Raw genomic sequence first — 19,362 nt, 5'->3', positions numbered from 1 at the left:
CGCGACCTCAGGTCGAGCTGCCCTGGGGTTTGTGGGCGACGAAACGCATCATCCATTCGGCCACCGTGCTGCCCTGGTGCTCATGCGCCAGGCTGTCGATGCCTTTGCGGTAGACCTCTTGACCCAGCTTGTCCTGGCGCAGCTCAAGCAGTGCTCGCGAATAGTCGTGGATAAACTCCGGGTGCCCCTGGAAGCACAGCACCTGATCACCAATGTGGTAAGCGGCGTTTGGACAGAAATCGCTTGAGGCAATCACGGTGGCGTTTTCCGGCAAGCGGGTGACCTGATCCTGGTGGCTGATCAGCAGGGTCAGCTCCTCGACCTGCGGGCTCATCCACGGCGCCTTGGCGTTCATGACATAACGATGGGTACCCACCCCCCAGCCCTGGGTGGCACGCTCGCTCTTGCCACCGAGCAGCAGCGCCAGCAGTTGATGACCGAAACACACACCCAGCAACTTGTCGCCACGCTGATAGCGATCGAGCAGAAACACTTTGAGTGTTTCGATCCATGGATCATCACCGAACGAATCGGCTTTGCTGCCCGTCACCAGGTAGGCATCGAATACCTGGTTATCATCGGGGTATTTGCCGTCCATCACGTTATACACGTCAAACTCGGCGGCGATCGGCTGGCGGGTGAACAGCTGCTCGAACATCCGTCCGTAGCCCTGATACTGCCCGATCAGCTCGGGTCGCAGGACGTCGGTTTCCAGGATGCAGATGCGTAACGACATAAAAATAGTCCTGAACGACAAAAGGCGGGATTGCCCCCTAGAGCCTGCCCCGAATAAGGCTTGCAGGCAAGTATGATGCACTGACGAACGGTCACTTCAAGTGGATCCAGGTACAGAACCATTGCAAGCGTCTAGCAAGGGGAATAGTTGCCAGATGGCATAAGGCCTCATAACCAAAAAGCACAATAAAAAATATAGAAATACGAAAGCGTTCTAAAATACAACTGACGTTGACCCTAAGGTTAGTTGTATACCCATTAGCAAAGGTTCGCGTCTGGACGTCAAACCGCGTTACCCATGTTTGCCGGATCGACGACAAGGAAGCCATTGGGCACTCAGGAATAACAACAAAAAGGCGGTCAGCCATGTTCAAACAACACAAAGTACGTCAAGCCGGTCTCATTCTCTTCGCCACGACATTGCTGTTGATCCTGCCGAACCTGTCACGTCTGTTCGGCTGAATCTCACTATGGCCCTCTACGGCCTTGCGCAGGTACTCTGCCAGCCTTGATTCGCTGGAGAGTGTCTATGTGCCACTACTTGGTCCTGTTGTCAGCCCTGCTCTGCCTGCCCCTGCAGGCGGCGCAGCTGACCCTGGAGCTGGGCAGCACCAGCCGCCACTGGCAAAGTGCCGAACTGTTGGCCCACCCCAAGGCGCAGGACATCCGCATCGACAACGACGTGTCCTATAAAAAGACCATGCATTACCGCGCTGTGCCCTTGGCGGTGTTGCTCGAAGGCGTTGGGCCAGAGGATCATCTGCAAGCGGTGGCCGAGGACGGCTTTGCCGCCGAGATGCCGGCAGCGCCGTTGCTCAAGGAGGGCCCGGCGCGCGCCTGGCTGGCCATCGAAGATCCGGCCAGGCCCTGGCCGCCATTGGGTGCTGGCAAGCACAGCGCCGGGCCGTTTTATCTGGTTTGGACCGCACCGCAAGCCGGGCGCATCAGCCCGGAACAGTGGCCATTTCAAGTCACCCGCATTCGTCGCCTGGCGACGGTCGCCGCCCGCTTTCCAGCCTTGCTGCCGGCTCCTGGCCTGGCCAGTGACGACCCGATCAATCTGGGCTTTGGCGTGTTCCAGAAAAACTGCCTGGCCTGCCATCGCCTCAATGGCGCTGGCGATGCCCAGTTCGGCCCGGACCTGAACCTGCCGCACAACCCTACCGAGTATTTCCAGCCAGCCTTCCTGCGCAGTTACATTCGCGATCCGCAGAGCCTGCGCCAGTGGCCCCAGGCGAAAATGCCCGGTTTCACCAGCGCCGTGCTCAGCGACCCGGAACTTGGCGCCCTGCTCGCTTACCTGGCACACATGGCCACGCGCAAGCAACCCTGATAGCCCCGTTCAGGCCAGCGGACGCTCCTGTTTCACGCCCCAGCCTTCGATTTCACCACCCAAAGGGGCTATGACCGCTTCGAAATCCTGCTCGAACTCATCGATGCCGCCGTAGGTGGCATACATCACCTTGCTCAATTCCAGGTGCCAGGCACCATCATCACGCTCGTGTACCTGAGCGCTTAGCGATTCTCCACGAAACTGTCCCGCTGCCCGTCGCGCCCGCGCCTCATCAGGAAAAACCGCATAGAACTCAATGGGATGAATCTGGGCAAAATTGAAGCCGCCCTCTTTCATCTGGCGTAATACCGTGCTGCTGATGTCCTCGTATTGGCTGCTCATGAATCGTCCTCCTAACTACTGATGGATAGACTTTCAGTGCAAAACGCACCTGCCCGCCACACAAGCTGTGCGGGGGCAATTCGAGCTGATGCATGACGTGGATCGGCAAGCCCGGGCGATCGCAAAAATCGGCCCGACCTTGATTGCAGCGTAGTGCCAAGTTGCCAAGCGCGCCAACCGGCCGCTTCAAGGCACTTCGGTAATGGCGGTGATCTCCACGCCGCTCTGCTCCTTCAGCCATTTGGCAGTGGGCATGCTGGCACGATCCTGGAAATCATTGAGGTCCAGTTCATCCATAACCGGGAACAGGTGGGTACGAATCAGCCGCGCGGCCTCCTCGATGCTGGGTTCTTGCTCCGACGCGAACGGCAGCGAGGTGCGCTCGCCTTTCTGGTCAACAAAGGTAATGACCCACGCTTTCATTGGATTCTCCTCTGTACGGATGCTCAGGGTGAATCGGCCTACATTCCGTTGACCCATGCCGGCGGCGAATGTTCAGCCGCACGCTTGCAAAGGTAAAAAAAAAAGAGGCCCGCAGGCCTCTTTTCGTTCAACCCAATGCGTTACTTCGGCACACCATGGACAACACCCGCGGTGTTATCCAGCAAGCTCTTGGTCGCGGTCTGGATGAACGACTCAAGCTTGTGGGTCAGGTCCTTCTGGTCCGGGCTTTCGATCAGCTCGGCCTTGAAGTTGCCACCCAGCTCGTAGCGGTACATGCGCGGCGACATGTCCTTGGACTCGATCAGGATGCGATCGCCCTTGATCAGGCCAACGATCTGCTCGCTGCCCGACGGTTTGATCATGCCAAAGCCAGGATCGCCAGCCGGCAGGTTGAGCAGGTCGCGCCCCCAGCACTGGTGGCGGGTTTCACCGCCCAGACGGCCCATGATGGTCGGAACGATGTCGATCTGGGTGCCAACGGTGTGATTCACCGCACCGAACTTCTCCTGGATGCCTGGCGCAATCAGCAGCAGCGGTACGTTGAAACGGCCCAGGTCCAGCTCGGTCACTTGTTGATGGTTACCAAAGCCGTGGTCACCGACGATGACGAACAAGGTTTCCTTGAAGTACGGCTCTTTGCGCGCCTTCTCGAAGAACTGGCCCAACGCCCAGTCAGAGTAACGCATCGCGGTCAGGTGCTGATCGAGGCGGCCCTGGCCGGTTACCGGCTCCACTGGCAACTGCGCTGGCAAAGCGTACGGGGTGTGGTTGGACAAGGTCTGCAGCAGGGCATAGAACGGCTTCTTGCCATAGTTCTTGGCCAGTTCTTCGGCACCACGGTCGAACATGTCCTGATCGGACACGCCCCAGGTAGGGTCGGAGAACACCGGATTGACGAAGTCATTGCGGCCAATGAAGGTGGTCATGCCCTGGTTGCCGAAGAAGCCCGACTGGTTATCCCAGGCGAAGTCGCCGTTGTAGACATAGACATCGTCGTAGTCACGGGCGCTGAGCAGCGCTGGCAGACCGGAGAGCTTGTGACCCCCTTCCGGGGTCTGCATCAGGTATTCGAAGCCCGGCAGGTTGGGGTAGCAGGCCATGGTGGCGAACATACCCTGGTGGGTATGGGTGCCATTGGAGAAGAAGCGGTCGAACAGCAGACCTTCTTTGGCCAGTTTGTCGAAGTACGGGGTGATGTTGTTCGGGCTGCCCAGGGCACCTACCGAGTGACCGGCGAAGCTCTCCATGAGGATCACGACGACGTTCTTGATCGGCAGGGTATTGGCGCTCGGCGGGGTGAAATCACGGCGTACTGCAGCGCTGTCGGCATCGACCAGTTTGTCGTTGTCGGTCAGCAGCATGTCGCGCACAGTCTGGGTGGCCAGAGTCTGCTCGATGGTCGACTTCCAGACGTTGGCGCGGTCTTCACCGAAACGGCTCTTGGCCGCGTCGATCAAGGTCAGGGTGCCATTGAGGCCCAACTGGTTGACAAAATTCGAGTCGGTGGTGAAGGCATCACCCCAGCGCATCGGAGGGCCCTGGCGCAGGGTGCCGCGGGCAGCGATGACAGCCACCAGCAGAATCATGAAGAACACTACGCCACGCACGTACCACGGGGCCACCGCACGGCTGCCAGCCGTCTGGTTCTGGTAGGCGCCACGGGGACGGGTCAGGCGGTCGATGCCCTTGAACAGCAGGCTCAGCAACCAGGTACCGAAGATCCACGCCAACAGGTAGCGCACCACCGGGAAGCCGTACCAGAGCATGCTCAGGACTGTCTTGGGATCTTCCTTGACGTACTGGAACACCAGGCCGTTGAGACGCTGGTGGAACTCACGGTAAAAGTCCAGTTCCATCAGACCGAGGAACATGACGACGCTCGAGGCGATGGTCAGCCACGCCCGGAACAGGCCGCGAGCAGCCATGGCACGGGCGCTGAGGGTGGCCAGCAGCAGCGGAATGCTCAGGTAGACAACAACACGCAGGTCAAAGCGCAGGCCATTGAGGAAACCCTCGGCCACCGTCGACATCGGTGTGTCACCGATCATGTCGCTGTTGTAGATCAGCAGGCCCAAACGGACCAGGCTGAGCATCAGCATGATCACCAGGCCACACAGCAGGGTGTAGGCCAGGTGCGATTTTAGCGTCGGTTGCAGCGGGCGCGACGCAGCCCGCTGATCACTCAAGGCGTCCGTGTTAGCCATGGATTGGAAGATCCCTAGGATTCAGATTCAAGAAAGGCGAAAAAACGAATCGGCAAATGTGCACTAAACCCGAGGGCAATGCACGGCCATTCGGCGAACGGATAATTGCGCGCGCGGATTTTCCATAATCGAATGTGAAAATTTCGTTGATGGACACGCCTGGCAATGACTTGCAATATTGTCCTCATTCCTTCTACCGCCAGGCGCAGCACCATGTATTTCCGCTATCAGCCCAGTCCGCTTGGTCCACTGTTGCTGGCCGGTGACGATCGGGGCCTGCACCTGCTGCACATGGATGCCGCGCAGCTCTGGGAACTACCGGGCGAATGGCTGCCTGCGCAGCATCGACTGGACGAAGTGGCGCGCCAGCTGGATGAGTACTTCGCAGGCAAACGCGAGGTGTTCGAGGTCAGGCTGGCGCCGCTGGGTACGCCGTTTCAACGGGAAGTCTGGCAGGCCTTGCAGCGCATTCCCTACGGCACCACCTGCAGCTACAGCGACCTGGCCGGGCAAATCGGTCGGCCGCGTGCCGTGCGCGCGGTCGGTACTGCCAATGGCGCCAATCCGATCGCGATCATCGTCCCCTGCCATCGGGTGATCGGCAGCAACGGCACCTTGACCGGCTATGCCGGCGGTGTGGAGCGCAAGCAGAAGTTGCTGGAGCTTGAAGGTGCGTGGTTGATTTGAGCCACGCCTACAACCGCCCTCCCCGCGGTCCGGCAATCGCCCAGATAATCAGCCCGAGTACCGGCAGCAACAGAATCAACAGAATCCAGAGTATTTTCGGCCCCAAACCCACGCCGCTTTTGAGCACATTGATGATCGCCCAGATATCCAGCACAAGGATGATCAGGCCTACCAGGCCATTGAATGTGGAACCCATGCTGTCGCTCCCCTGAACACGTCTGCCCACAGCATAGCTGGCTATGAGCCCAATAGACGTTAATGGTTGGCGGCGGCTCAACGGCGCTGGTTACACTCGGCTCATCATTATGTTTCAGTGAGGTTCCTATGCCCCCCGCCCACAGCTCCAGCGGCCCTGCTCCGGTGTCACTCTGGAGCGCCTGGTTGCAACAAGCTCAAAGCACACCGTGGCTGAGCGCCGGACTGGGCTTGAGCCTGCTGGCAGTACTCGGCCTGTTGATGGCCAGCGCTTGGAACGCCGTGCACGGAGATCATCAGGAAAACCTGCACATGGCGATGCTCGGTGGCCTGGCCGGGTTTGCCGCGACAGCTCTCGGCGCTGTCATGGCCGTGGTCCTGCGCGAAGTCAGCGCGCGCAGCCAGGATGTGATGCTCGGCTTTGCCGCCGGGATGATGCTCGCCGCCAGCTCGTTTTCCCTGATTCTGCCGGGCCTGGATGCCGCCCGTGAGATCACCGGCAACGGCCCGTATGCGGCGCTGACGGTGGTGGTTGGCATGGGCCTGGGGGTCCTGCTGATGCTCGGTCTTGATCGTTTCACCCCGCACGAACATGAAAGCACCGGCCCCTGCGGCCCGCAGGCCGAACGGATCAACCGGGTATGGCTGTTCGTGCTGGCGATAACCCTGCACAACCTGCCCGAAGGCATGGCCATCGGCGTCAGCTTTGCCAATGGCGACCTGAATGTCGGCCTGCCGCTGACCAGCGCCATCGCCATCCAGGACATTCCCGAAGGCCTGGCCGTGGCCCTGGCGTTACGCGCTACCGGGCTTTCAACCTTGAAGGCGGCGCTGGTAGCAATCGGCTCCGGGCTGATGGAGCCGATTGGTGCAGTCATCGGCCTAGGGATTTCCACCGGCTTTGCCATCGCCTATCCGGTGAGCATGGGCCTGGCGGCCGGCGCGATGATCTTTGTGGTCTCCCACGAGGTGATTCCGGAAACCCACCGCAACGGCCACCAGACCTCAGCAACTCTCGGGCTGATGGGCGGCTTTGCGGTAATGATGTTCCTCGATACCGCCCTCGGTTAAACGTGTACCGCCACCCGCAGCGCTTCCAGTGAAGGCGCTGCGGCAATCCCCACCTCGGCGCACAGTTCCAGCACCCGCGCCAGGTCGTTACCGCCCACCATGACCATCTGCAGCTCGTCATCGAGCAACTGGCTGAAATTCATCAGCACATAGCCACCGGCTTCTTTGTTCATCGCGCCCATCTGCACCTGGATGCGGTTGAGCGCGGTCAGTGGTTCGACCTTGGCCAGTTGCTTGGGCTTGAGGTTGAAGGGCACGCTCTTGTCGAAGGAGTCGACGATTTGCGCGAACAGGTCCTGGTAGGTATCGGCCTGGAACAGCACGGTGTCGGGCAAGCTGCCGACGACGATCCACTCGCCCAGGGGAATCGGGAAGCTGTCGTCGTAGTTGATGTCGGGATTGGCAGCCAGGAAGGCTTGCGGGTCGGCATAGGCCTGGGCGGCTTCGTCGGCGATGCGCGCGATGTCTTCTTCGCGCATGCAGCCGGCGCTGATTTTGCCGATGAGTTCGACCAGTTGGGATTTCATGAAGGGGCCCTGCGACACTGAAAAAAGTCGCCAAGGATAGCCGCAAAAGGCCCCTGAGGGTTAGCCGGCCAGCGCTTGCAGCTGCGCTGCGGTTTCAACCGCGCCCATGGCTTGGGCTGCGCCCAGCGCGGTGATGCCCTTGGCGTCCCGGCGCTGCGGATCAGCGCCTTGGCTCAGCAGGTACTCGACAAGCGCGGTCCGGTTGAACATCGCCGCCATCATCAGTGCGGTACGACCGTCAGCGGCAGCCGAGTCAACCGCCACGCCCTGCTCCACCAGCAACCGGACCATCGCCAGATCACCCTTGAACGCAGCGCCGGCCATTGGCAACTGACCGTTGTCGTTGGCAATCAGCGGATCGGCGCCGTGCTGCAGGAGGACTTTCACCGCGTCGACATGACCGTGGTAACTGGCGAGCATCAGCAAGGTGTCGCCTTTGTGGTTACGCAGGTTGGCGGGCAAGCCCTTCTCCAGCAGGCGTTTGAGCATCTCGGAATCGCCTTGGCGCGCCCGGTCGAAAACTTCTTCAGCGAACGCTGCGGCTTCGTCGTCATTCATGGGCGTGGGGCTGCGTTGGTCGGACATGGGGAACCTCCTGGCGGATTTGAGAACCCAAGTATTTGCCAGGCAAGCCTTCAGGTCCATTGTCGATAACCCATGGTGCCAACAGAACATTTCTATTGGCCAGCGTACCTTGCAAAATGCACGGTGCAAATTGCGCGGCCTTGCACAATGCACGCCAATGCGTTTAGGCAATCTATATAAGCCGTTGAAATATAATGTATTTTTAATAAGTACAGTCTGGCACGGTCACTGCACCTATCACTCCATGTCTGCCACCCACAACCAGGAGCTGATATGGACCTCATCCAGGAAAAATTCGCCTCGGTATTCGCCGCCTATGCCGTCACCACCCAGGCGCGGCCCGATGGTGGAATTCTGCTGACCTTGCGTGCAGCAGATGGCAAACAGGTCAAACGCTCGATTTCTTACGGGCAATTGCACAGCGCCGAACAACTGACCTGGGCGATCAGTGCAATTCGCCGCGACCTGGCTGAGCAAGCCAGTGAGCTGCCGGTGATTTCTCGGCTGCAGAGCCAGCAGCGGTTTGCTCTGCCGACCTACCGTTAATCGCTGGCAAGGCCAGCTCCCACCCGTGGGAGCTGGCCTTGCCCGCTACATCTCACAATCGTCAAGACGCGGGAACTGCTCGGCAATCGTTTCGCCGGTGAAACGGGCAACCGCTGCCGGTGTTTTGTTGAACAGCCGAATCGCCACAAACCGCGGCTCCGCCCCCATATCCACCCAATGCCGAGTACCCGCAGGCACACCGATAAGGTCGCCTTTCTCGCACAACACCGCATAGATGTAATCGGCGATGTGCAGGCTGAACAGCCCGCGCCCGGAGGCGAAAAAGTGCAGTCGATCTTCGTCGCAGGTGTGTTCGGCAAGCAGGCTGGCATCCGCGTCGCGGGTAACCTCAACACCGGCATACCCCTTCTCGGCCTTCAGGGCATCGATACTGCGTTGATAAGCGTCGATCAGTTCCTGATCACTGGCGCCTGCCTGGATTTGTGCAGCGGCCTGCCAACGCTCGAAACGCACGCCGTGCTCAGCCAGCGTCGAAGCGATGTCCTCAAGATGGGTCAGGACCTTGTTGGGGGTGTCCGGGGTGGACAGGTGGTAAACGGACAGGCTGCTCATCAGAGGAATTTCCTATTGCTCGGCTTCTTTCATTCGAGTGGCAATGATAACGGCTGCAGCCAGCGCTGCGACGCTGGCAATACTAAAGGTGGTAGAGGCGCCCAGCAGATTCCAGCTATAGCCGGAATACAGGGCGCCCAAAGCGCCGCCGGTTCCCGCCAGGGCAGCATACAGGGCCTGCCCCTGGCCTTGCTGACGGGCGCCAAAGCTACGTTGCACGAAAGCAATGGCTGCGGCGTGGAAGCTGCCGAACGTGGCGGCGTGCAAAACCTGGGCGAATAACAACACCGCCAGGTGCTCGGCAAAATTACCCAGTAGCAGCCAACGCAGGGCTGCCAGAACGAAACTGGCCATCAGCACCCGGCGCAACGAAACCCGCGCCAGAATCCAGCTCATGCCGAGGAACATCAACACCTCGGCGACCACGCCCAGGGCCCAGAGCATGCCGATAACACCACGGCTATAGCCCAAGTGTTCCAGGTGCAAAGTCAGAAAGGTGTAGTAAGGCCCGTGACTGAGCTGCATCAACGCCACACAAACATAGAACGCTGCTACGCCGGGACTGCTCAACTGCTTGAGAAACCCGCCGTGGCTGCGCTCGTTCTGCCCGGGCGGCTGGGCGTTGGGCACCCAGAGGCTGGCGAGGACGATGCCAGCCATGATGATCACCAGTGCCAGCGGATAAACATCCAGGCTCAGCCCATCGAACAGTCGGCCCAGGCCAACAACAGTGAGGATGAAACCGATCGAGCCCCACAGGCGGATCTGGCTGTAGCGTGCAGTCTGGCCCTGCAGGTGCGCCAGGGTGATGACCTCGAACTGCGGTAACACCGCATGCCAGAAGAACGCGTGCAAGGCCATGACCAGCGCCAACCAGGCATAGCTCTTGGCGAAGAAGATCAGCGAAAAACTCGCCAGGGTCGCCAGCGCCCCCAGGCGTACGATCAGCAGGCGCCGACCACTGCGGTCACCGAGCCAGCCCCACAGATTGGGCGCGACACACCGCATGAGCATGGGGATGGCGACCAGCTCGCCGATACGCGCACTGGAAAATCCCAGGTGATGGAAATACAGCGCCAGGAAAGGCGCTGTAGAACCGAGCAAGGCGAAGTAGAACAGGTAGAAGCTGGACAGCCGCCAGTAGGGAATCGGCGCCACGGCTCAGCAGGCCGCAGCGCGTTTGCCGGGTGTTGGCATTACAGCTGGCCCAGCACCGGCGTGCTCACGCGTACATCGGCGTTCTGACCGCGATGACGCAGCAGGTGATCCATCAGCACGATGGCCATCATCGCTTCGGCGATCGGCGTGGCGCGGATGCCCACGCACGGGTCGTGACGGCCCTTGGTGATCACTTCGACCGGGTTGCCATCAACATCGATCGAACGACCCGGGGTGGTGATACTCGACGTCGGCTTCAAGGCCAGGTGGGCAACAATCGGCTGACCAGAGGAAATCCCGCCGAGAATGCCGCCGGCGTTGTTGCTGAGGAAACCTTCCGGGGTCATTTCGTCACGGTGCTCGGTACCGCGTTGCGCCACACTGGCGAAACCTGCGCCAATCTCCACGCCCTTGACCGCGTTGATGCTCATCAAGGCATGCGCCAGCTCGGCATCCAGGCGGTCGAAAATCGGCTCGCCCAGGCCCGGCATGACGCCTTCGGCGACCACGGTGATTTTCGCCCCGACCGAATCCTGGTCACGGCGCAGCTGGTCCATGTAGGCCTCCAGCTCCGGCACCTTGTCCGGGTCGGGGCTGAAAAACGCATTCTGCTCCACCGACTCCCAGGTCTTGAACGGAATCTCGATCGGGCCCAGCTGGCTCATGTAGCCGCGAATACGAATACCCTGGCTGGCCAGGTACTTCTTGGCAATCGCCCCCGCAGCCACGCGCATGGCGGTTTCCCGCGCCGAGCTGCGGCCACCGCCACGGTAGTCACGCTCACCGTACTTGTGGTGGTAGGTGTAGTCGGCGTGGGCCGGACGGAACAGGTCTTTGATCGCCGAGTAGTCCTTGGACTTCTGGTCGGTGTTGCGGATCAACAGGCCGATCGAGCAGCCCGTGGTGCGTCCTTCAAAAACCCCGGAGAGGATTTCGACTTCATCGGCTTCCTGGCGCTGGGTGGTGTGCCGGCTGGTGCCGGGCTTGCGCCGGTCGAGGTCGTGCTGCAGGTCGGCCAGGGAAATTTCCAGGCCCGGCGGACAGCCGTCGACAATGGCGACCAACGCCGGACCATGGCTTTCGCCAGCGGTGGTGACAGTGAACAGCTTGCCGTAGGTATTGCCGGACATGCAGGACGCTCCGCGAATCAGCCTGATTTGAACAAGGTCGCCAGTATACGCAGGCTAACCATTGAGTTCATCCCTGACAGCGAACCTTCTGCCCAGGCGCCGGTCAAAAAGCCAACTCCTCGATAGTGGCCTGATGATGTTGCGCGTTTTCGTGGTAATCGCCCTGCTGTTCAGCGGCCTGGTACACGCTGCTGTCCCGACTGTATTGCAACGCCCGATCAGTCTCGATACCGGTAGCGGCACGCTGTATGGCAGCCTGCTGTTACCGCGCACTGAACAGCCGCCACCGGTAGTGCTGATCATCCCCGGCTCCGGCCCCACCGACCGCAACGGCAACAGCCCGGACGGCGCCCACACCGACAATCTCCGGCAACTGGCCCTGGTGCTGGCGAAGAACCGAATTGCCAGTGTGCGTTATGACAAGCGCGGTGTGGCCGCGAGCCTGGCGGCGACACCGGATGAACGCGACCTGACGGTTGAAGGTTATGTCGCCGATGCCGTGGCCTGGAGTCATAAACTCAAGGCTGATCCGCGTTTCGGTCAGTTGATCCTGCTGGGGCACAGTGAAGGCGCGCTGATTGCCAGCCTGGCCGCTGAACCGAGTGGCGCCAGCGCGGTGGTCAGCGTGGCCGGCAGCGGTCGGCCGATTGATGAGGTCTTTCGTGCACAACTCGCCGAGCGCATCCCGGACCGCTACAACGAACAGGTGATGCACATCCTGGACGCTCTCAAGGCCGGGCGCACTGCATCAAATATCCCCCGGCCCTTGCAGAATGTGCTGCGTCCGTCGGTTCAGCCGTACCTGATTTCGTTGTTTCGCCAGGACCCGGCAGCGGCGTTCGCCAGGGTGAAAGTACCGGCTCTGATCATCCAGGGCACCCATGATGTCCAGGTCGATGTCAGCAATGCCGAACGGCTCAAAGCCGCCAAACCCGATGCCGAACTGGCGTTGATCCAGGGCATGAACCACATGCTCAGAATTGCCCCGCAGGCAGCCAGCCAGCAGCGCGACAGTTACCTGAACCCGAAATTGCCGCAAGCTGCCGAACTGGGCGAGCGTGTGGTCGACTTTATCCACAGGCTGCCTGCAGCCTGAGCGAATTTCAGCGAAATTACGCCTCCAGTCCCGGACGATTCTGCCGATAAGCCGATGCTGGCATCGTGATTGTGTCCAGCTTGCTGTGCACAAGAGGATTGCCGTGATGACTGAAGCCGCCCCCCAGGATGCCCCCGAAACCCCAGAGGCCGCGCCGGAACCCGCGCCGCTGCCGTGGGCCGAGGTGACTGCGGAACATTTCCAGATGCTGCGCCTGGCACCACTGCCGACTGATCGCAACAGTGGTGCACGACCACTGCGCTTCGTTCAGTACGGTTATGCCGAGCGCCATAACAAAGACATCAGCCTGTTGCGCATGAGCATCCAGTTGCCCGGGCAAAAGGTGCGCAAAGAACAGAATCACCTGGATGTCTGGGTCGATCATCAGGAAAAGCATGTGCGTATCGGCCCGGATAGCGGCCTGCAGATCGAGCCTTTGAACCGTGGGCTGGGTCGCTTCATGCTGGCCCAGGCCGTAAGCTGGGCGCAGCGCAAGTGGTCGCACTACCGGGTCGAAGGCGCCGCCCTGGCCAACAAGGATGCGCTCAACGAGGACACCCGCCTGCGCCGCGACCATCTGTTGCACAGCCATGGCCTGGAGGTCGAATACGCCGATGCCCAGCACCTCAAGGGTCGCTACGTCGATGTGCCGGTCGGCGAACTCAAGGGCGGCTGGAATGCTGACAAGGTGCAGCGCGTGGAAATTCTCGATGCTGCGCAGATGCTCCAGCAGGCCGAACAGAACCTGCAGGAAAAGGAAGCGCAACTGCGCGAGCGTGACGAGCGGGTCAGCAAGTACCGTCGCGAAGACAGCGGCCTGCGCTTCACCATCACCTGCCTGGTGGCCTTTGCGGTGTTCCAGGCAGGGTTGTTGATCTGGATTGCGACCCATTGAAAGCATCGCGGGGCAAGCCCGCTCCCACCGGGGTAAACCAAACCCTGTGGGAGCGGGCTTGCCCCGCGATCGATTTTGCCCTTACACCCTGGAAGCAAACAGCCCCTGATGCTGCCGGCACTGCTCCGCCGTCAACATGAACACCCCGTGGCCACCGCGCTCGAATTCCAGCCAGGCAAAATCCACTTCCGGGTACAGCGCTTCGACGTGCACCTGGCTATTGCCCACTTCGACGATCAACAAGCCCTTCTCGGTCAGGTGATCCGCTGCTTCGGCCAGCATGCGCCGCACCAGGTCCAGGCCGTCGTTGCCACAGGCCAGGCCCAGTTCCGGCTCATGGTGGTACTCATCCGGCATGTCGGCGAAATCCTCGGCATCGACATACGGCGGATTGGACAGGATCAGGTCGAAACGCTGCCCAGGCAAACCCTCGAAGCCATCGCCCTGAACGGTATACACGCGCTCTTCCAGGCCATGACGCTCAATGTTCTGGTTGGCCACCTCCAGCGCTTCGAATGACAGGTCGGCGAGCACCACTTCGGCCTCAGGGAATACCTCGGCACTGACGATACCGATGCAGCCGGAACCGGTGCACAGGTCGAGAATGCGCGCAGGCTCGCTGGCCAGCCACGGCTCAAAACGCTTTTCGATCAGCTCGCCGATGGGCGAACGCGGAATCAGCACGCGCTCATCGACGATAAAGGCCAGGCCGCAGAACCACGCCTCACCCAACAGGTAGGCGGTCGGCACGCGGTCTTCGATGCGGCGCTTGAGCAGGCGCTGCAGGTGCACCAGCTCGTCGTCTTCCAGCTGGCAGTCCAGATAGCTGTCGGCAACCTCCCAAGGCAAATGCACCGAGCCGAGCACCAGCAGCCGTGCTTCGTCCCAGGCGTTGTCGGCACCATGTCCGAAAAACAGGCCATGCTCATGGAAACGGCTGACAGCCCAACGGATATGATCGCGCAGGGTGCGCAGGCGAGAAGTGATCACAACAGACTCCTTGAAAGACGACCTGCAATTCTAACAGCCCGGTCACAGAAAAGGTTCGTCAAAACCGCCTGTAAGTGTTTCGCCGACATGGCTGCAGGCCACTAACCACGCTGCTTGTACGCGAAGCGATTCACATAAGTGCTCAGGCAGGGGACAATAGGTTGAAAAGCCCTATCCAAAGGAGCCCTTGATGTCTGTTCCAACGACGATGTTCCACCTTAGCGGCCGTGGCTATCCACCCGCCAAGCTCAGCAATGCCAGCCTGGTCATTATCGATGCGCAAAAAGAGTACCTGAGCGGTCCTCTGGCGTTGTCGGGCATGGACGAGGCTGTGGCGAACATCGCTAAAATGCTCGACGCGGCGCGCAAGGCCGGCCGCCCGATCATCCACGTGCGCCACCTCGGCACCGTCGGTGGCCTGTTCGACCCGCAGGGGCCACGCGGTGAATTCATTCCAGGTCTTGAACCGCAAGGCGATGAAGTGATCATCGAAAAGCGCATGCCCAACGCCTTCAAGAACACCACCCTGCATGAAACCCTGCAGAAGTACGGGCACCTGGACCTGATCGTCTGCGGTTTCATGAGCCATTCCAGCGTCAGCACCACCGTGCGCCGGGCCAAGGACTATGGTTACCGTTGCACCCTGATCGAGGATGCCTGCGCTACCCGCGACCTGCCGTTCAAGGGAGGAGTCATTGCCGCTGCACAGATCCAGCAAAGCGAAATGGCGATCATGGCCGATAACTTTGCTTGCGTGGCACCGACCAGCAGCCTGATCTGATCGGTCATCCGACAGGCTGCGGCGGAACCACCTTGCGCTATATCGGTCAACATCCGGATATCCACAGAGGAAATCGGCATGAAGTTGTCCGACGGTTTCGATGCCAAGCGCTTACGCCAGCGTGAGCCACGCAATTGGGGCGCACGCCTGGCTGCAGCCTTTTCGGCGCTGCTGGCGACCCTTGGCGTGCTGTTGGCCATGGCCGGCGCCGCCAGCCTGCTCGGCAACCTGGAAGCGCTGGCCGAGCTCAACGCCAACCGCGCCGGTGCCGCGGTGGTACTCGCAGGCGGCCTGGTGCTGCTGTACCTGGGCATCTGGTTCTGGCGCCGCAGCCGTCTGCGCTTGCGCCGCAGCCGCGAACTGAACCTGTCGCCGCACCTGATGAAAAAGCACGATTGACTGCAACCTGCGGGGGAGTCGCGTAAACTACGCCGCCCAGGCGGAGGCTTACATGCAAGACGACGATTTTTCCCTGTTCAAAAGCGAGATGCGCGGCGTCAAGCCGATCAAGCATGATCGCGCCGAAGTCGGCAAACCCAAGGCCGACCGCAAGCAGCTGGCCGGCCTGCGTCAGGCCGCGACGGTACGCAGCGACCAGAACGTGGTCGATGGCTTGTCGGACCTGTTTGTCATCGATGTAGGCCCCGAAGACGACCTGCACTGGAGCCGTGACGGCGTCCAGGAAAGCCAGATGCGCAAGCTCAAGCTCGGCCAGATCGGTTTCGAAGGCAGCCTCGATCTGCACGGCATGAATGTGGAAAAAGCCCGCGAGACCCTCTGGGCGTTCCTCGCCGAGGCCACCCGCTTCGAAGTCCGCTGCGTGCGCGTCACTCATGGCAAGGCCGTACGCCTGGATGGCAAGAAGCCGATGATCAAGAGTCACGTCAACACCTGGCTGCGCCAACACCCGCAGGTACTGGGGTTTACCTCGTGCCAGGCCCGTCACGGCGGTACCGGTGCGGTGTACGTGATGCTCAAACGAACCATGCTCGAAGGCCGTGACGAGTAACGCCGTACTTGCAGCGCCGCCACAGCCGCCGTACCCTTCGCGTTTGCGATAAATCCCACAGGTAGATCCATGTCCCTGGAACAGAACTACACCGCTATCCTCGGCCAGCTCGGCGAGGACGTCTCCCGCGAGGGCCTGCTCGACACGCCAAAGCGGGCTGCGAAGGCCATGCAGTACCTTTGCCGCGGTTATGAACAAACCCTGGAAGAAGTGACCAACGGCGCACTGTTCAGCTCCGATAACAGCGAAATGGTCCTGGTCAAGGACATCGAGCTGTACTCGCTGTGCGAACACCACATGCTGCCATTCATCGGCAAGGCTCACGTTGCCTACATCCCCGATGGCAAGGTCCTGGGCCTGTCCAAGGTTGCGCGGATCGTCGACATGTACGCACGTCGCCTGCAGATCCAGGAAAACCTCAGCCGCCAGGTGGCCGAGGCGATCCAGAAGGTCACCGGCGCCCTGGGCGTGGCGGTGGTCATCGAAGCCAAGCACATGTGCATGATGATGCGCGGTGTGGAAAAACAGAACTCGACCATGATCACCTCGGTGATGCTCGGCGAATTCCGTGAAAATGCCGCGACCCGCAGCGAGTTTCTCAGCCTGATCAAGTAATCGGGCCTGACTGCAAGCCGACCTTTCGTGGTCGGCTTTTTTTATTCTTAGGAGTTGCCATGATCGTCAAAGCACTGCGTGTGGGCTTGGGCCAGTTGATTGTGTTCGGTGACTGGATCAGCCGCCCGGCCAAGCTCAAACGCGAACCGGCCAGCCAGGCGCTGGTCGAGCAACAGGCCAAGGGCTTGAGCCTGTACCAGTTCCACGCCTGCCCGTTCTGCGTGAAAACCCGCCGTACCCTGCACCGCCTGAATGTGCCGGTGGCCCTGCGCGATGCGAAGAACAACGAACAGGATCGCCAGGCACTGCTCAATGAAGGTGGCAAGATCAAAGTACCGTGCCTGCGCATTGAAGAAGACGGCAAGACCACCTGGATGTACGAATCCAAGGTGATCATCGATTACCTCAACAAGCGTTTTGCCGCCTGATCGCTCAGCCGACCATAGTCACATGACGAGGATGGCTGGCGACCCGATCCAGCCATGCCTGAATGCCCGGATAGGCGTCCAGATCAAAACCACCCTGCTGGGCGACATGGGTGTAGGCGTACAGCGCAACATCGGCAATCGAGTAGCGGTCGCCGACCAGATAAGGCGTTAGCTGCAGCTGCTTCTCCATCACCCGCAAAGCCTTGTAGCCGCCTTTGTGCAGGGTTTTGTATTCCTCCAGGCGCTCTTGCGGCAGGCCCAGGTAAAACTGGATGAAGCGCGCCACGGCTATGTACGGCTCGTGGCTGTATTGCTCGAAGAACTGCCACTGCAGTACCTGGGTGCGCAAGCGCGGCTCGCTGGGCAGGAATTCGGTGCCATCGGCGAGAAAGTTCAGGATCGCGTTGGATTCCCACAGGTAGGTGCCGTCTTCAAGCTCCAGCACTGGCACCTTGCCATTGGGGTTCATGGCCAGAAACGCCGGGGTTTCCGTCTCGCCCTTGAGGATATCCACCGAGTGCCATTCATAGGGCAGATCAAGCAAGTGCAGCATCAGCTTGACCTTGTAGCAGTTACCCGACTGGTAATCACCGTAAACCTTGTACATCTCTCCCCCCAATCAATGGCTGAATCGTACCCGCCCCCATAGTTTGCGACTGTACGGCTAAATGCAATGCCTGCTGTATGGCAAAAACCGTCAGCCTGCGCGTTAGTCTGCAAAAACTGCTTACACCTAGAACAAGGATTGATCCATGCCCGATGCCACTTCCGCGCAACTGCGCCCTCTGGCTGACTCCTCGCCCTCGGCCGTGGTCGCAGGTTTTATCGCCATGCTGACCGGTTACACCAGCTCCCTGGTCCTGATGTTCCAGGCCGGCCAGGCGGCCGGTTTGACCAGTGCGCAAATCTCATCGTGGATCTGGGCCCTGTCGATCGGCATGGCCGTGTGCAGCATCGGCCTGTCGTTGCGCTATCGCACGCCGGTGACTGTAGCCTGGTCGACGCCGGGCGCGGCACTGCTGATCACCAGTCTTGGCGGGGTCAGCTATGGCGAAGCCATCGGCGCCTACATCACCTGCGCCGTGCTGGTGGTGATCTGCGGCCTGACCGGCAGTTTCGAACGCTTGGTCAAACGCATTCCAGCCTCACTGGCATCGGCGTTGCTGGCCGGTATCCTGTTCAAGATCGGCAGCGAAATCTTCCTTGCCGCCCAGCACCGCACCGCGCTGGTGCTGGGGATGTTCTTCAGTTACCTGATCATCAAACGCTTGTCGCCACGTTATGCCGTGCTCGCCGCGTTGCTGGTGGGCACCGCCTTGTCCGCTGCCATGGGCCTGCTGGACTTCAGTGGTTTCCGCCTGGAAGTGGCAACCCCGGTGTGGACCACCCCAAGCTTTTCCCTGGCCGCCACCATCAGCATCGGCATTCCACTGTTCGTGGTCGCAATGACTTCACAGAACATGCCGGGCGTTGCCGTGTTGCGGGCCGATGGTTACCAGGTGCCGGCCTCACCGCTGATCTCGGTGACCGGCCTGGCCTCGCTGGTATTGGCGCCCTTCGGCTCCCATGGCATCAACCTGGCGGCCATCAGCGCGGCGATCTGTACCGGCCCCCATGCCCATGAAGACCCGAGCAAACGCTATACCGCAGCGGTCTGGTGCGGGATTTTCTATGGCATCGCCGGCGTATTCGGTGCCACCCTGGCCGCCCTGTTCGCGGCCTTGCCAAAAGAGCTGGTGCTGTCGATCGCTGCCCTGGCACTGTTCGGCTCGATCATGAACGGCCTGACAGTTGCCATGAATGAAGCCAAAGAGCGCGAAGCGGCGTTGATTACCTTCATGGTCACCGCGTCGGGCTTTACCCTGTTCTCGATCGGCTCGGCGTTCTGGGGGATTGTCGCCGGGGTGTTGACGTTGATGATTCTCAACTGGCGCAAGAACGCCTGAGGGACGCTGCAGTTACCCGGTGGGAACGGGCTTGCCCCGCGATTGTGCTTTGTCAGTCACATCGCATCGCGG

General features: G+C 60.6%; 24 protein-coding genes. 12 read left to right on the top strand and 12 right to left on the bottom strand.

Features of this window, described 5'->3' with window-relative positions:
* Positions 1-7: 7 nt before the first annotated feature.
* Complete coding sequence (locus NPS47_RS03135) at positions 8-736, bottom strand: amidotransferase (RefSeq protein ID WP_274293650.1); 729 nt, start codon at positions 734-736, stop codon at positions 8-10.
* Between the two features lie 528 nt (positions 737-1,264).
* Between NPS47_RS03135 and NPS47_RS03130 the strand changes: the two genes are divergently transcribed.
* A complete protein-coding gene (locus tag NPS47_RS03130) occupies positions 1,265-2,068 on the top strand; it encodes a cytochrome c (RefSeq protein ID WP_274293649.1) in 804 nt (267 codons plus the stop codon).
* Between the two features lie 9 nt (positions 2,069-2,077).
* Here NPS47_RS03130 and NPS47_RS03125 read toward each other — a convergent pair whose 3' ends face one another.
* The 3 genes from NPS47_RS03125 to NPS47_RS03115 all read right to left on the bottom strand — a co-directional run bounded on the left by NPS47_RS03125 (position 2,078) and on the right by NPS47_RS03115 (position 5,058).
* Positions 2,078-2,410, bottom strand: coding sequence for a ribonuclease E inhibitor RraB (locus NPS47_RS03125; protein WP_274293648.1), 333 nt, complete (start codon positions 2,408-2,410; stop codon positions 2,078-2,080).
* 186 nt (positions 2,411-2,596) lie between these two features.
* Positions 2,597-2,833: a hypothetical protein gene (locus NPS47_RS03120; protein ID WP_274293647.1), complete on the bottom strand. Its 237-nt coding sequence runs from the start codon at positions 2,831-2,833 to the stop codon at positions 2,597-2,599.
* A 140-nt stretch (positions 2,834-2,973) separates the two neighbouring features.
* Positions 2,974-5,058: an LTA synthase family protein gene (locus tag NPS47_RS03115; protein WP_274293646.1), complete on the bottom strand. Its 2,085-nt coding sequence runs from the start codon at positions 5,056-5,058 to the stop codon at positions 2,974-2,976.
* A 213-nt stretch (positions 5,059-5,271) separates the two neighbouring features.
* On the opposite strand from NPS47_RS03115, the gene NPS47_RS03110 reads away from it, so the two are divergent.
* Positions 5,272-5,745 carry a methylated-DNA--[protein]-cysteine S-methyltransferase gene (locus NPS47_RS03110; RefSeq protein ID WP_274293645.1) on the top strand — a complete coding sequence of 158 codons (474 nt, stop codon included), beginning with the start codon at positions 5,272-5,274 and terminating at the stop codon, positions 5,743-5,745.
* Positions 5,746-5,752: 7 nt separating this feature from the next.
* On the opposite strand, the gene NPS47_RS03105 is transcribed toward NPS47_RS03110, so the two are convergent.
* Positions 5,753-5,941 (bottom strand): PLDc N-terminal domain-containing protein, encoded by a 189-nt coding sequence (locus tag NPS47_RS03105; protein WP_274293644.1) that lies wholly within the window; start codon positions 5,939-5,941, stop codon positions 5,753-5,755.
* A 128-nt stretch (positions 5,942-6,069) separates the two neighbouring features.
* On the opposite strand from NPS47_RS03105, the gene NPS47_RS03100 reads away from it, so the two are divergent.
* Positions 6,070-7,011, top strand: coding sequence for a ZIP family metal transporter (locus NPS47_RS03100; RefSeq protein ID WP_274293643.1), 942 nt, complete (start codon positions 6,070-6,072; stop codon positions 7,009-7,011).
* On the opposite strand, the gene NPS47_RS03095 is transcribed toward NPS47_RS03100, so the two are convergent.
* Both NPS47_RS03095 and NPS47_RS03090 read right to left on the bottom strand, forming a co-directional pair.
* A complete protein-coding gene (locus tag NPS47_RS03095) occupies positions 7,008-7,538 on the bottom strand; it encodes a hypothetical protein (RefSeq protein ID WP_274293642.1) in 531 nt (176 codons plus the stop codon). The genes NPS47_RS03100 and NPS47_RS03095 overlap by 4 nt on opposite strands.
* A 60-nt stretch (positions 7,539-7,598) precedes the next feature.
* On the bottom strand, positions 7,599-8,123 hold the full coding sequence (locus NPS47_RS03090) for an ankyrin repeat domain-containing protein (protein ID WP_274293641.1): 525 nt from the start codon (positions 8,121-8,123) through the stop codon (positions 7,599-7,601).
* 273 nt (positions 8,124-8,396) lie between these two features.
* On the opposite strand from NPS47_RS03090, the gene NPS47_RS03085 reads away from it, so the two are divergent.
* Positions 8,397-8,669 carry a DUF3509 domain-containing protein gene (locus tag NPS47_RS03085; protein WP_274293640.1) on the top strand — a complete coding sequence of 91 codons (273 nt, stop codon included), beginning with the start codon at positions 8,397-8,399 and terminating at the stop codon, positions 8,667-8,669.
* 45 nt (positions 8,670-8,714) lie between these two features.
* Here the strand turns inward: NPS47_RS03085 and NPS47_RS03080 are convergent, their stop codons facing one another.
* Genes NPS47_RS03080 through aroC form a run of 3 tightly spaced genes read right to left on the bottom strand, consistent with a single transcriptional unit; the run spans position 8,715 to position 11,530 of the window.
* Positions 8,715-9,242: an acireductone dioxygenase gene (locus tag NPS47_RS03080; RefSeq protein WP_274293639.1), complete on the bottom strand. Its 528-nt coding sequence runs from the start codon at positions 9,240-9,242 to the stop codon at positions 8,715-8,717.
* Between the two features lie 12 nt (positions 9,243-9,254).
* Entirely contained in the window at positions 9,255-10,400 is a 1,146-nt protein-coding gene (locus NPS47_RS03075; RefSeq protein WP_274293638.1) for an MFS transporter, read from the bottom strand.
* A 38-nt stretch (positions 10,401-10,438) separates the two neighbouring features.
* Complete coding sequence (gene aroC / locus NPS47_RS03070; protein WP_274293637.1) at positions 10,439-11,530, bottom strand: chorismate synthase; 1,092 nt, start codon at positions 11,528-11,530, stop codon at positions 10,439-10,441.
* A 133-nt stretch (positions 11,531-11,663) separates the two neighbouring features.
* Here aroC and NPS47_RS03065 point away from each other — a divergent pair, with 133 nt between their 5' ends.
* Both NPS47_RS03065 and NPS47_RS03060 read left to right on the top strand, forming a co-directional pair.
* Positions 11,664-12,626 (top strand): alpha/beta hydrolase, encoded by a 963-nt coding sequence (locus NPS47_RS03065; RefSeq protein WP_274293636.1) that lies wholly within the window; start codon positions 11,664-11,666, stop codon positions 12,624-12,626.
* A gap of 106 nt (positions 12,627-12,732) precedes the next feature.
* Entirely contained in the window at positions 12,733-13,521 is a 789-nt protein-coding gene (locus NPS47_RS03060) for a hypothetical protein (protein WP_274293635.1), read from the top strand.
* Positions 13,522-13,602: 81 nt separating this feature from the next.
* Here the strand turns inward: NPS47_RS03060 and prmB are convergent, their stop codons facing one another.
* Positions 13,603-14,511: a 50S ribosomal protein L3 N(5)-glutamine methyltransferase gene (gene prmB, locus NPS47_RS03055; RefSeq protein ID WP_274293634.1), complete on the bottom strand. Its 909-nt coding sequence runs from the start codon at positions 14,509-14,511 to the stop codon at positions 13,603-13,605.
* A gap of 190 nt (positions 14,512-14,701) precedes the next feature.
* Here prmB and NPS47_RS03050 point away from each other — a divergent pair, with 190 nt between their 5' ends.
* The 5 genes from NPS47_RS03050 to NPS47_RS03030 all read left to right on the top strand — a co-directional run bounded on the left by NPS47_RS03050 (position 14,702) and on the right by NPS47_RS03030 (position 17,344).
* Positions 14,702-15,292, top strand: a complete 591-nt coding sequence (locus NPS47_RS03050; RefSeq protein ID WP_274293633.1) for a cysteine hydrolase family protein — start codon at positions 14,702-14,704, stop codon at positions 15,290-15,292.
* A gap of 78 nt (positions 15,293-15,370) precedes the next feature.
* A complete protein-coding gene (locus NPS47_RS03045) occupies positions 15,371-15,691 on the top strand; it encodes a hypothetical protein (RefSeq protein ID WP_274293632.1) in 321 nt (106 codons plus the stop codon).
* Between the two features lie 52 nt (positions 15,692-15,743).
* Positions 15,744-16,301, top strand: a complete 558-nt coding sequence (locus tag NPS47_RS03040) for a Smr/MutS family protein (RefSeq protein ID WP_274293631.1) — start codon at positions 15,744-15,746, stop codon at positions 16,299-16,301.
* A gap of 69 nt (positions 16,302-16,370) precedes the next feature.
* Positions 16,371-16,916, top strand: coding sequence for a GTP cyclohydrolase I FolE (folE, locus tag NPS47_RS03035; RefSeq protein WP_028943701.1), 546 nt, complete (start codon positions 16,371-16,373; stop codon positions 16,914-16,916).
* Positions 16,917-16,975: 59 nt separating this feature from the next.
* Positions 16,976-17,344: a glutathione S-transferase N-terminal domain-containing protein gene (locus NPS47_RS03030; RefSeq protein ID WP_274293630.1), complete on the top strand. Its 369-nt coding sequence runs from the start codon at positions 16,976-16,978 to the stop codon at positions 17,342-17,344.
* Between the two features lie 4 nt (positions 17,345-17,348).
* On the opposite strand, the gene NPS47_RS03025 is transcribed toward NPS47_RS03030, so the two are convergent.
* A complete protein-coding gene (locus tag NPS47_RS03025) occupies positions 17,349-17,951 on the bottom strand; it encodes a glutathione S-transferase family protein (RefSeq protein WP_274293629.1) in 603 nt (200 codons plus the stop codon).
* Between the two features lie 145 nt (positions 17,952-18,096).
* Here NPS47_RS03025 and NPS47_RS03020 point away from each other — a divergent pair, with 145 nt between their 5' ends.
* Positions 18,097-19,290, top strand: a complete 1,194-nt coding sequence (locus tag NPS47_RS03020; RefSeq protein WP_274293628.1) for a benzoate/H(+) symporter BenE family transporter — start codon at positions 18,097-18,099, stop codon at positions 19,288-19,290.
* Positions 19,291-19,362: the final 72 nt, after the last annotated feature.

The organism is Pseudomonas putida, assembly GCF_028682475.1.
Lineage (GTDB): Bacteria > Pseudomonadota > Gammaproteobacteria > Pseudomonadales > Pseudomonadaceae > Aquipseudomonas > Aquipseudomonas putida_AG.
The sequence above is the reverse complement of the archived record's forward strand: the minus strand, read 5'-3'. Positions and strand labels throughout refer to the sequence as shown.

Excerpts from the sequence above, each read along its gene's own strand:
- NPS47_RS03135 (WP_274293650.1), bottom strand. The coding sequence starts at position 736 with ATGTCGTTACGCATCTGCATCCTGGAAACCGACGTCCTGCGACCCGAG.
- NPS47_RS03130 (WP_274293649.1), top strand. The coding sequence starts at position 1,265 with ATGTGCCACTACTTGGTCCTGTTGTCAGCCCTGCTCTGCCTGCCCCTG.
- NPS47_RS03125 (WP_274293648.1), bottom strand. The coding sequence starts at position 2,410 with ATGAGCAGCCAATACGAGGACATCAGCAGCACGGTATTACGCCAGATG.
- NPS47_RS03120 (WP_274293647.1), bottom strand. The coding sequence starts at position 2,833 with ATGAAAGCGTGGGTCATTACCTTTGTTGACCAGAAAGGCGAGCGCACC.
- NPS47_RS03115 (WP_274293646.1), bottom strand. The coding sequence starts at position 5,058 with ATGGCTAACACGGACGCCTTGAGTGATCAGCGGGCTGCGTCGCGCCCG.
- NPS47_RS03110 (WP_274293645.1), top strand. The coding sequence starts at position 5,272 with ATGTATTTCCGCTATCAGCCCAGTCCGCTTGGTCCACTGTTGCTGGCC.
- NPS47_RS03105 (WP_274293644.1), bottom strand. The coding sequence starts at position 5,941 with ATGGGTTCCACATTCAATGGCCTGGTAGGCCTGATCATCCTTGTGCTG.
- NPS47_RS03100 (WP_274293643.1), top strand. The coding sequence starts at position 6,070 with ATGCCCCCCGCCCACAGCTCCAGCGGCCCTGCTCCGGTGTCACTCTGG.
- NPS47_RS03095 (WP_274293642.1), bottom strand. The coding sequence starts at position 7,538 with ATGAAATCCCAACTGGTCGAACTCATCGGCAAAATCAGCGCCGGCTGC.
- NPS47_RS03090 (WP_274293641.1), bottom strand. The coding sequence starts at position 8,123 with ATGTCCGACCAACGCAGCCCCACGCCCATGAATGACGACGAAGCCGCA.
- NPS47_RS03085 (WP_274293640.1), top strand. The coding sequence starts at position 8,397 with ATGGACCTCATCCAGGAAAAATTCGCCTCGGTATTCGCCGCCTATGCC.
- NPS47_RS03080 (WP_274293639.1), bottom strand. The coding sequence starts at position 9,242 with ATGAGCAGCCTGTCCGTTTACCACCTGTCCACCCCGGACACCCCCAAC.
- aroC (WP_274293637.1), bottom strand. The coding sequence starts at position 11,530 with ATGTCCGGCAATACCTACGGCAAGCTGTTCACTGTCACCACCGCTGGC.
- NPS47_RS03065 (WP_274293636.1), top strand. The coding sequence starts at position 11,664 with ATGATGTTGCGCGTTTTCGTGGTAATCGCCCTGCTGTTCAGCGGCCTG.
- NPS47_RS03060 (WP_274293635.1), top strand. The coding sequence starts at position 12,733 with ATGACTGAAGCCGCCCCCCAGGATGCCCCCGAAACCCCAGAGGCCGCG.
- NPS47_RS03050 (WP_274293633.1), top strand. The coding sequence starts at position 14,702 with ATGTCTGTTCCAACGACGATGTTCCACCTTAGCGGCCGTGGCTATCCA.
- NPS47_RS03045 (WP_274293632.1), top strand. The coding sequence starts at position 15,371 with ATGAAGTTGTCCGACGGTTTCGATGCCAAGCGCTTACGCCAGCGTGAG.
- NPS47_RS03040 (WP_274293631.1), top strand. The coding sequence starts at position 15,744 with ATGCAAGACGACGATTTTTCCCTGTTCAAAAGCGAGATGCGCGGCGTC.
- folE (WP_028943701.1), top strand. The coding sequence starts at position 16,371 with ATGTCCCTGGAACAGAACTACACCGCTATCCTCGGCCAGCTCGGCGAG.
- NPS47_RS03030 (WP_274293630.1), top strand. The coding sequence starts at position 16,976 with ATGATCGTCAAAGCACTGCGTGTGGGCTTGGGCCAGTTGATTGTGTTC.
- NPS47_RS03025 (WP_274293629.1), bottom strand. The coding sequence starts at position 17,951 with ATGTACAAGGTTTACGGTGATTACCAGTCGGGTAACTGCTACAAGGTC.
- NPS47_RS03020 (WP_274293628.1), top strand. The coding sequence starts at position 18,097 with ATGCCCGATGCCACTTCCGCGCAACTGCGCCCTCTGGCTGACTCCTCG.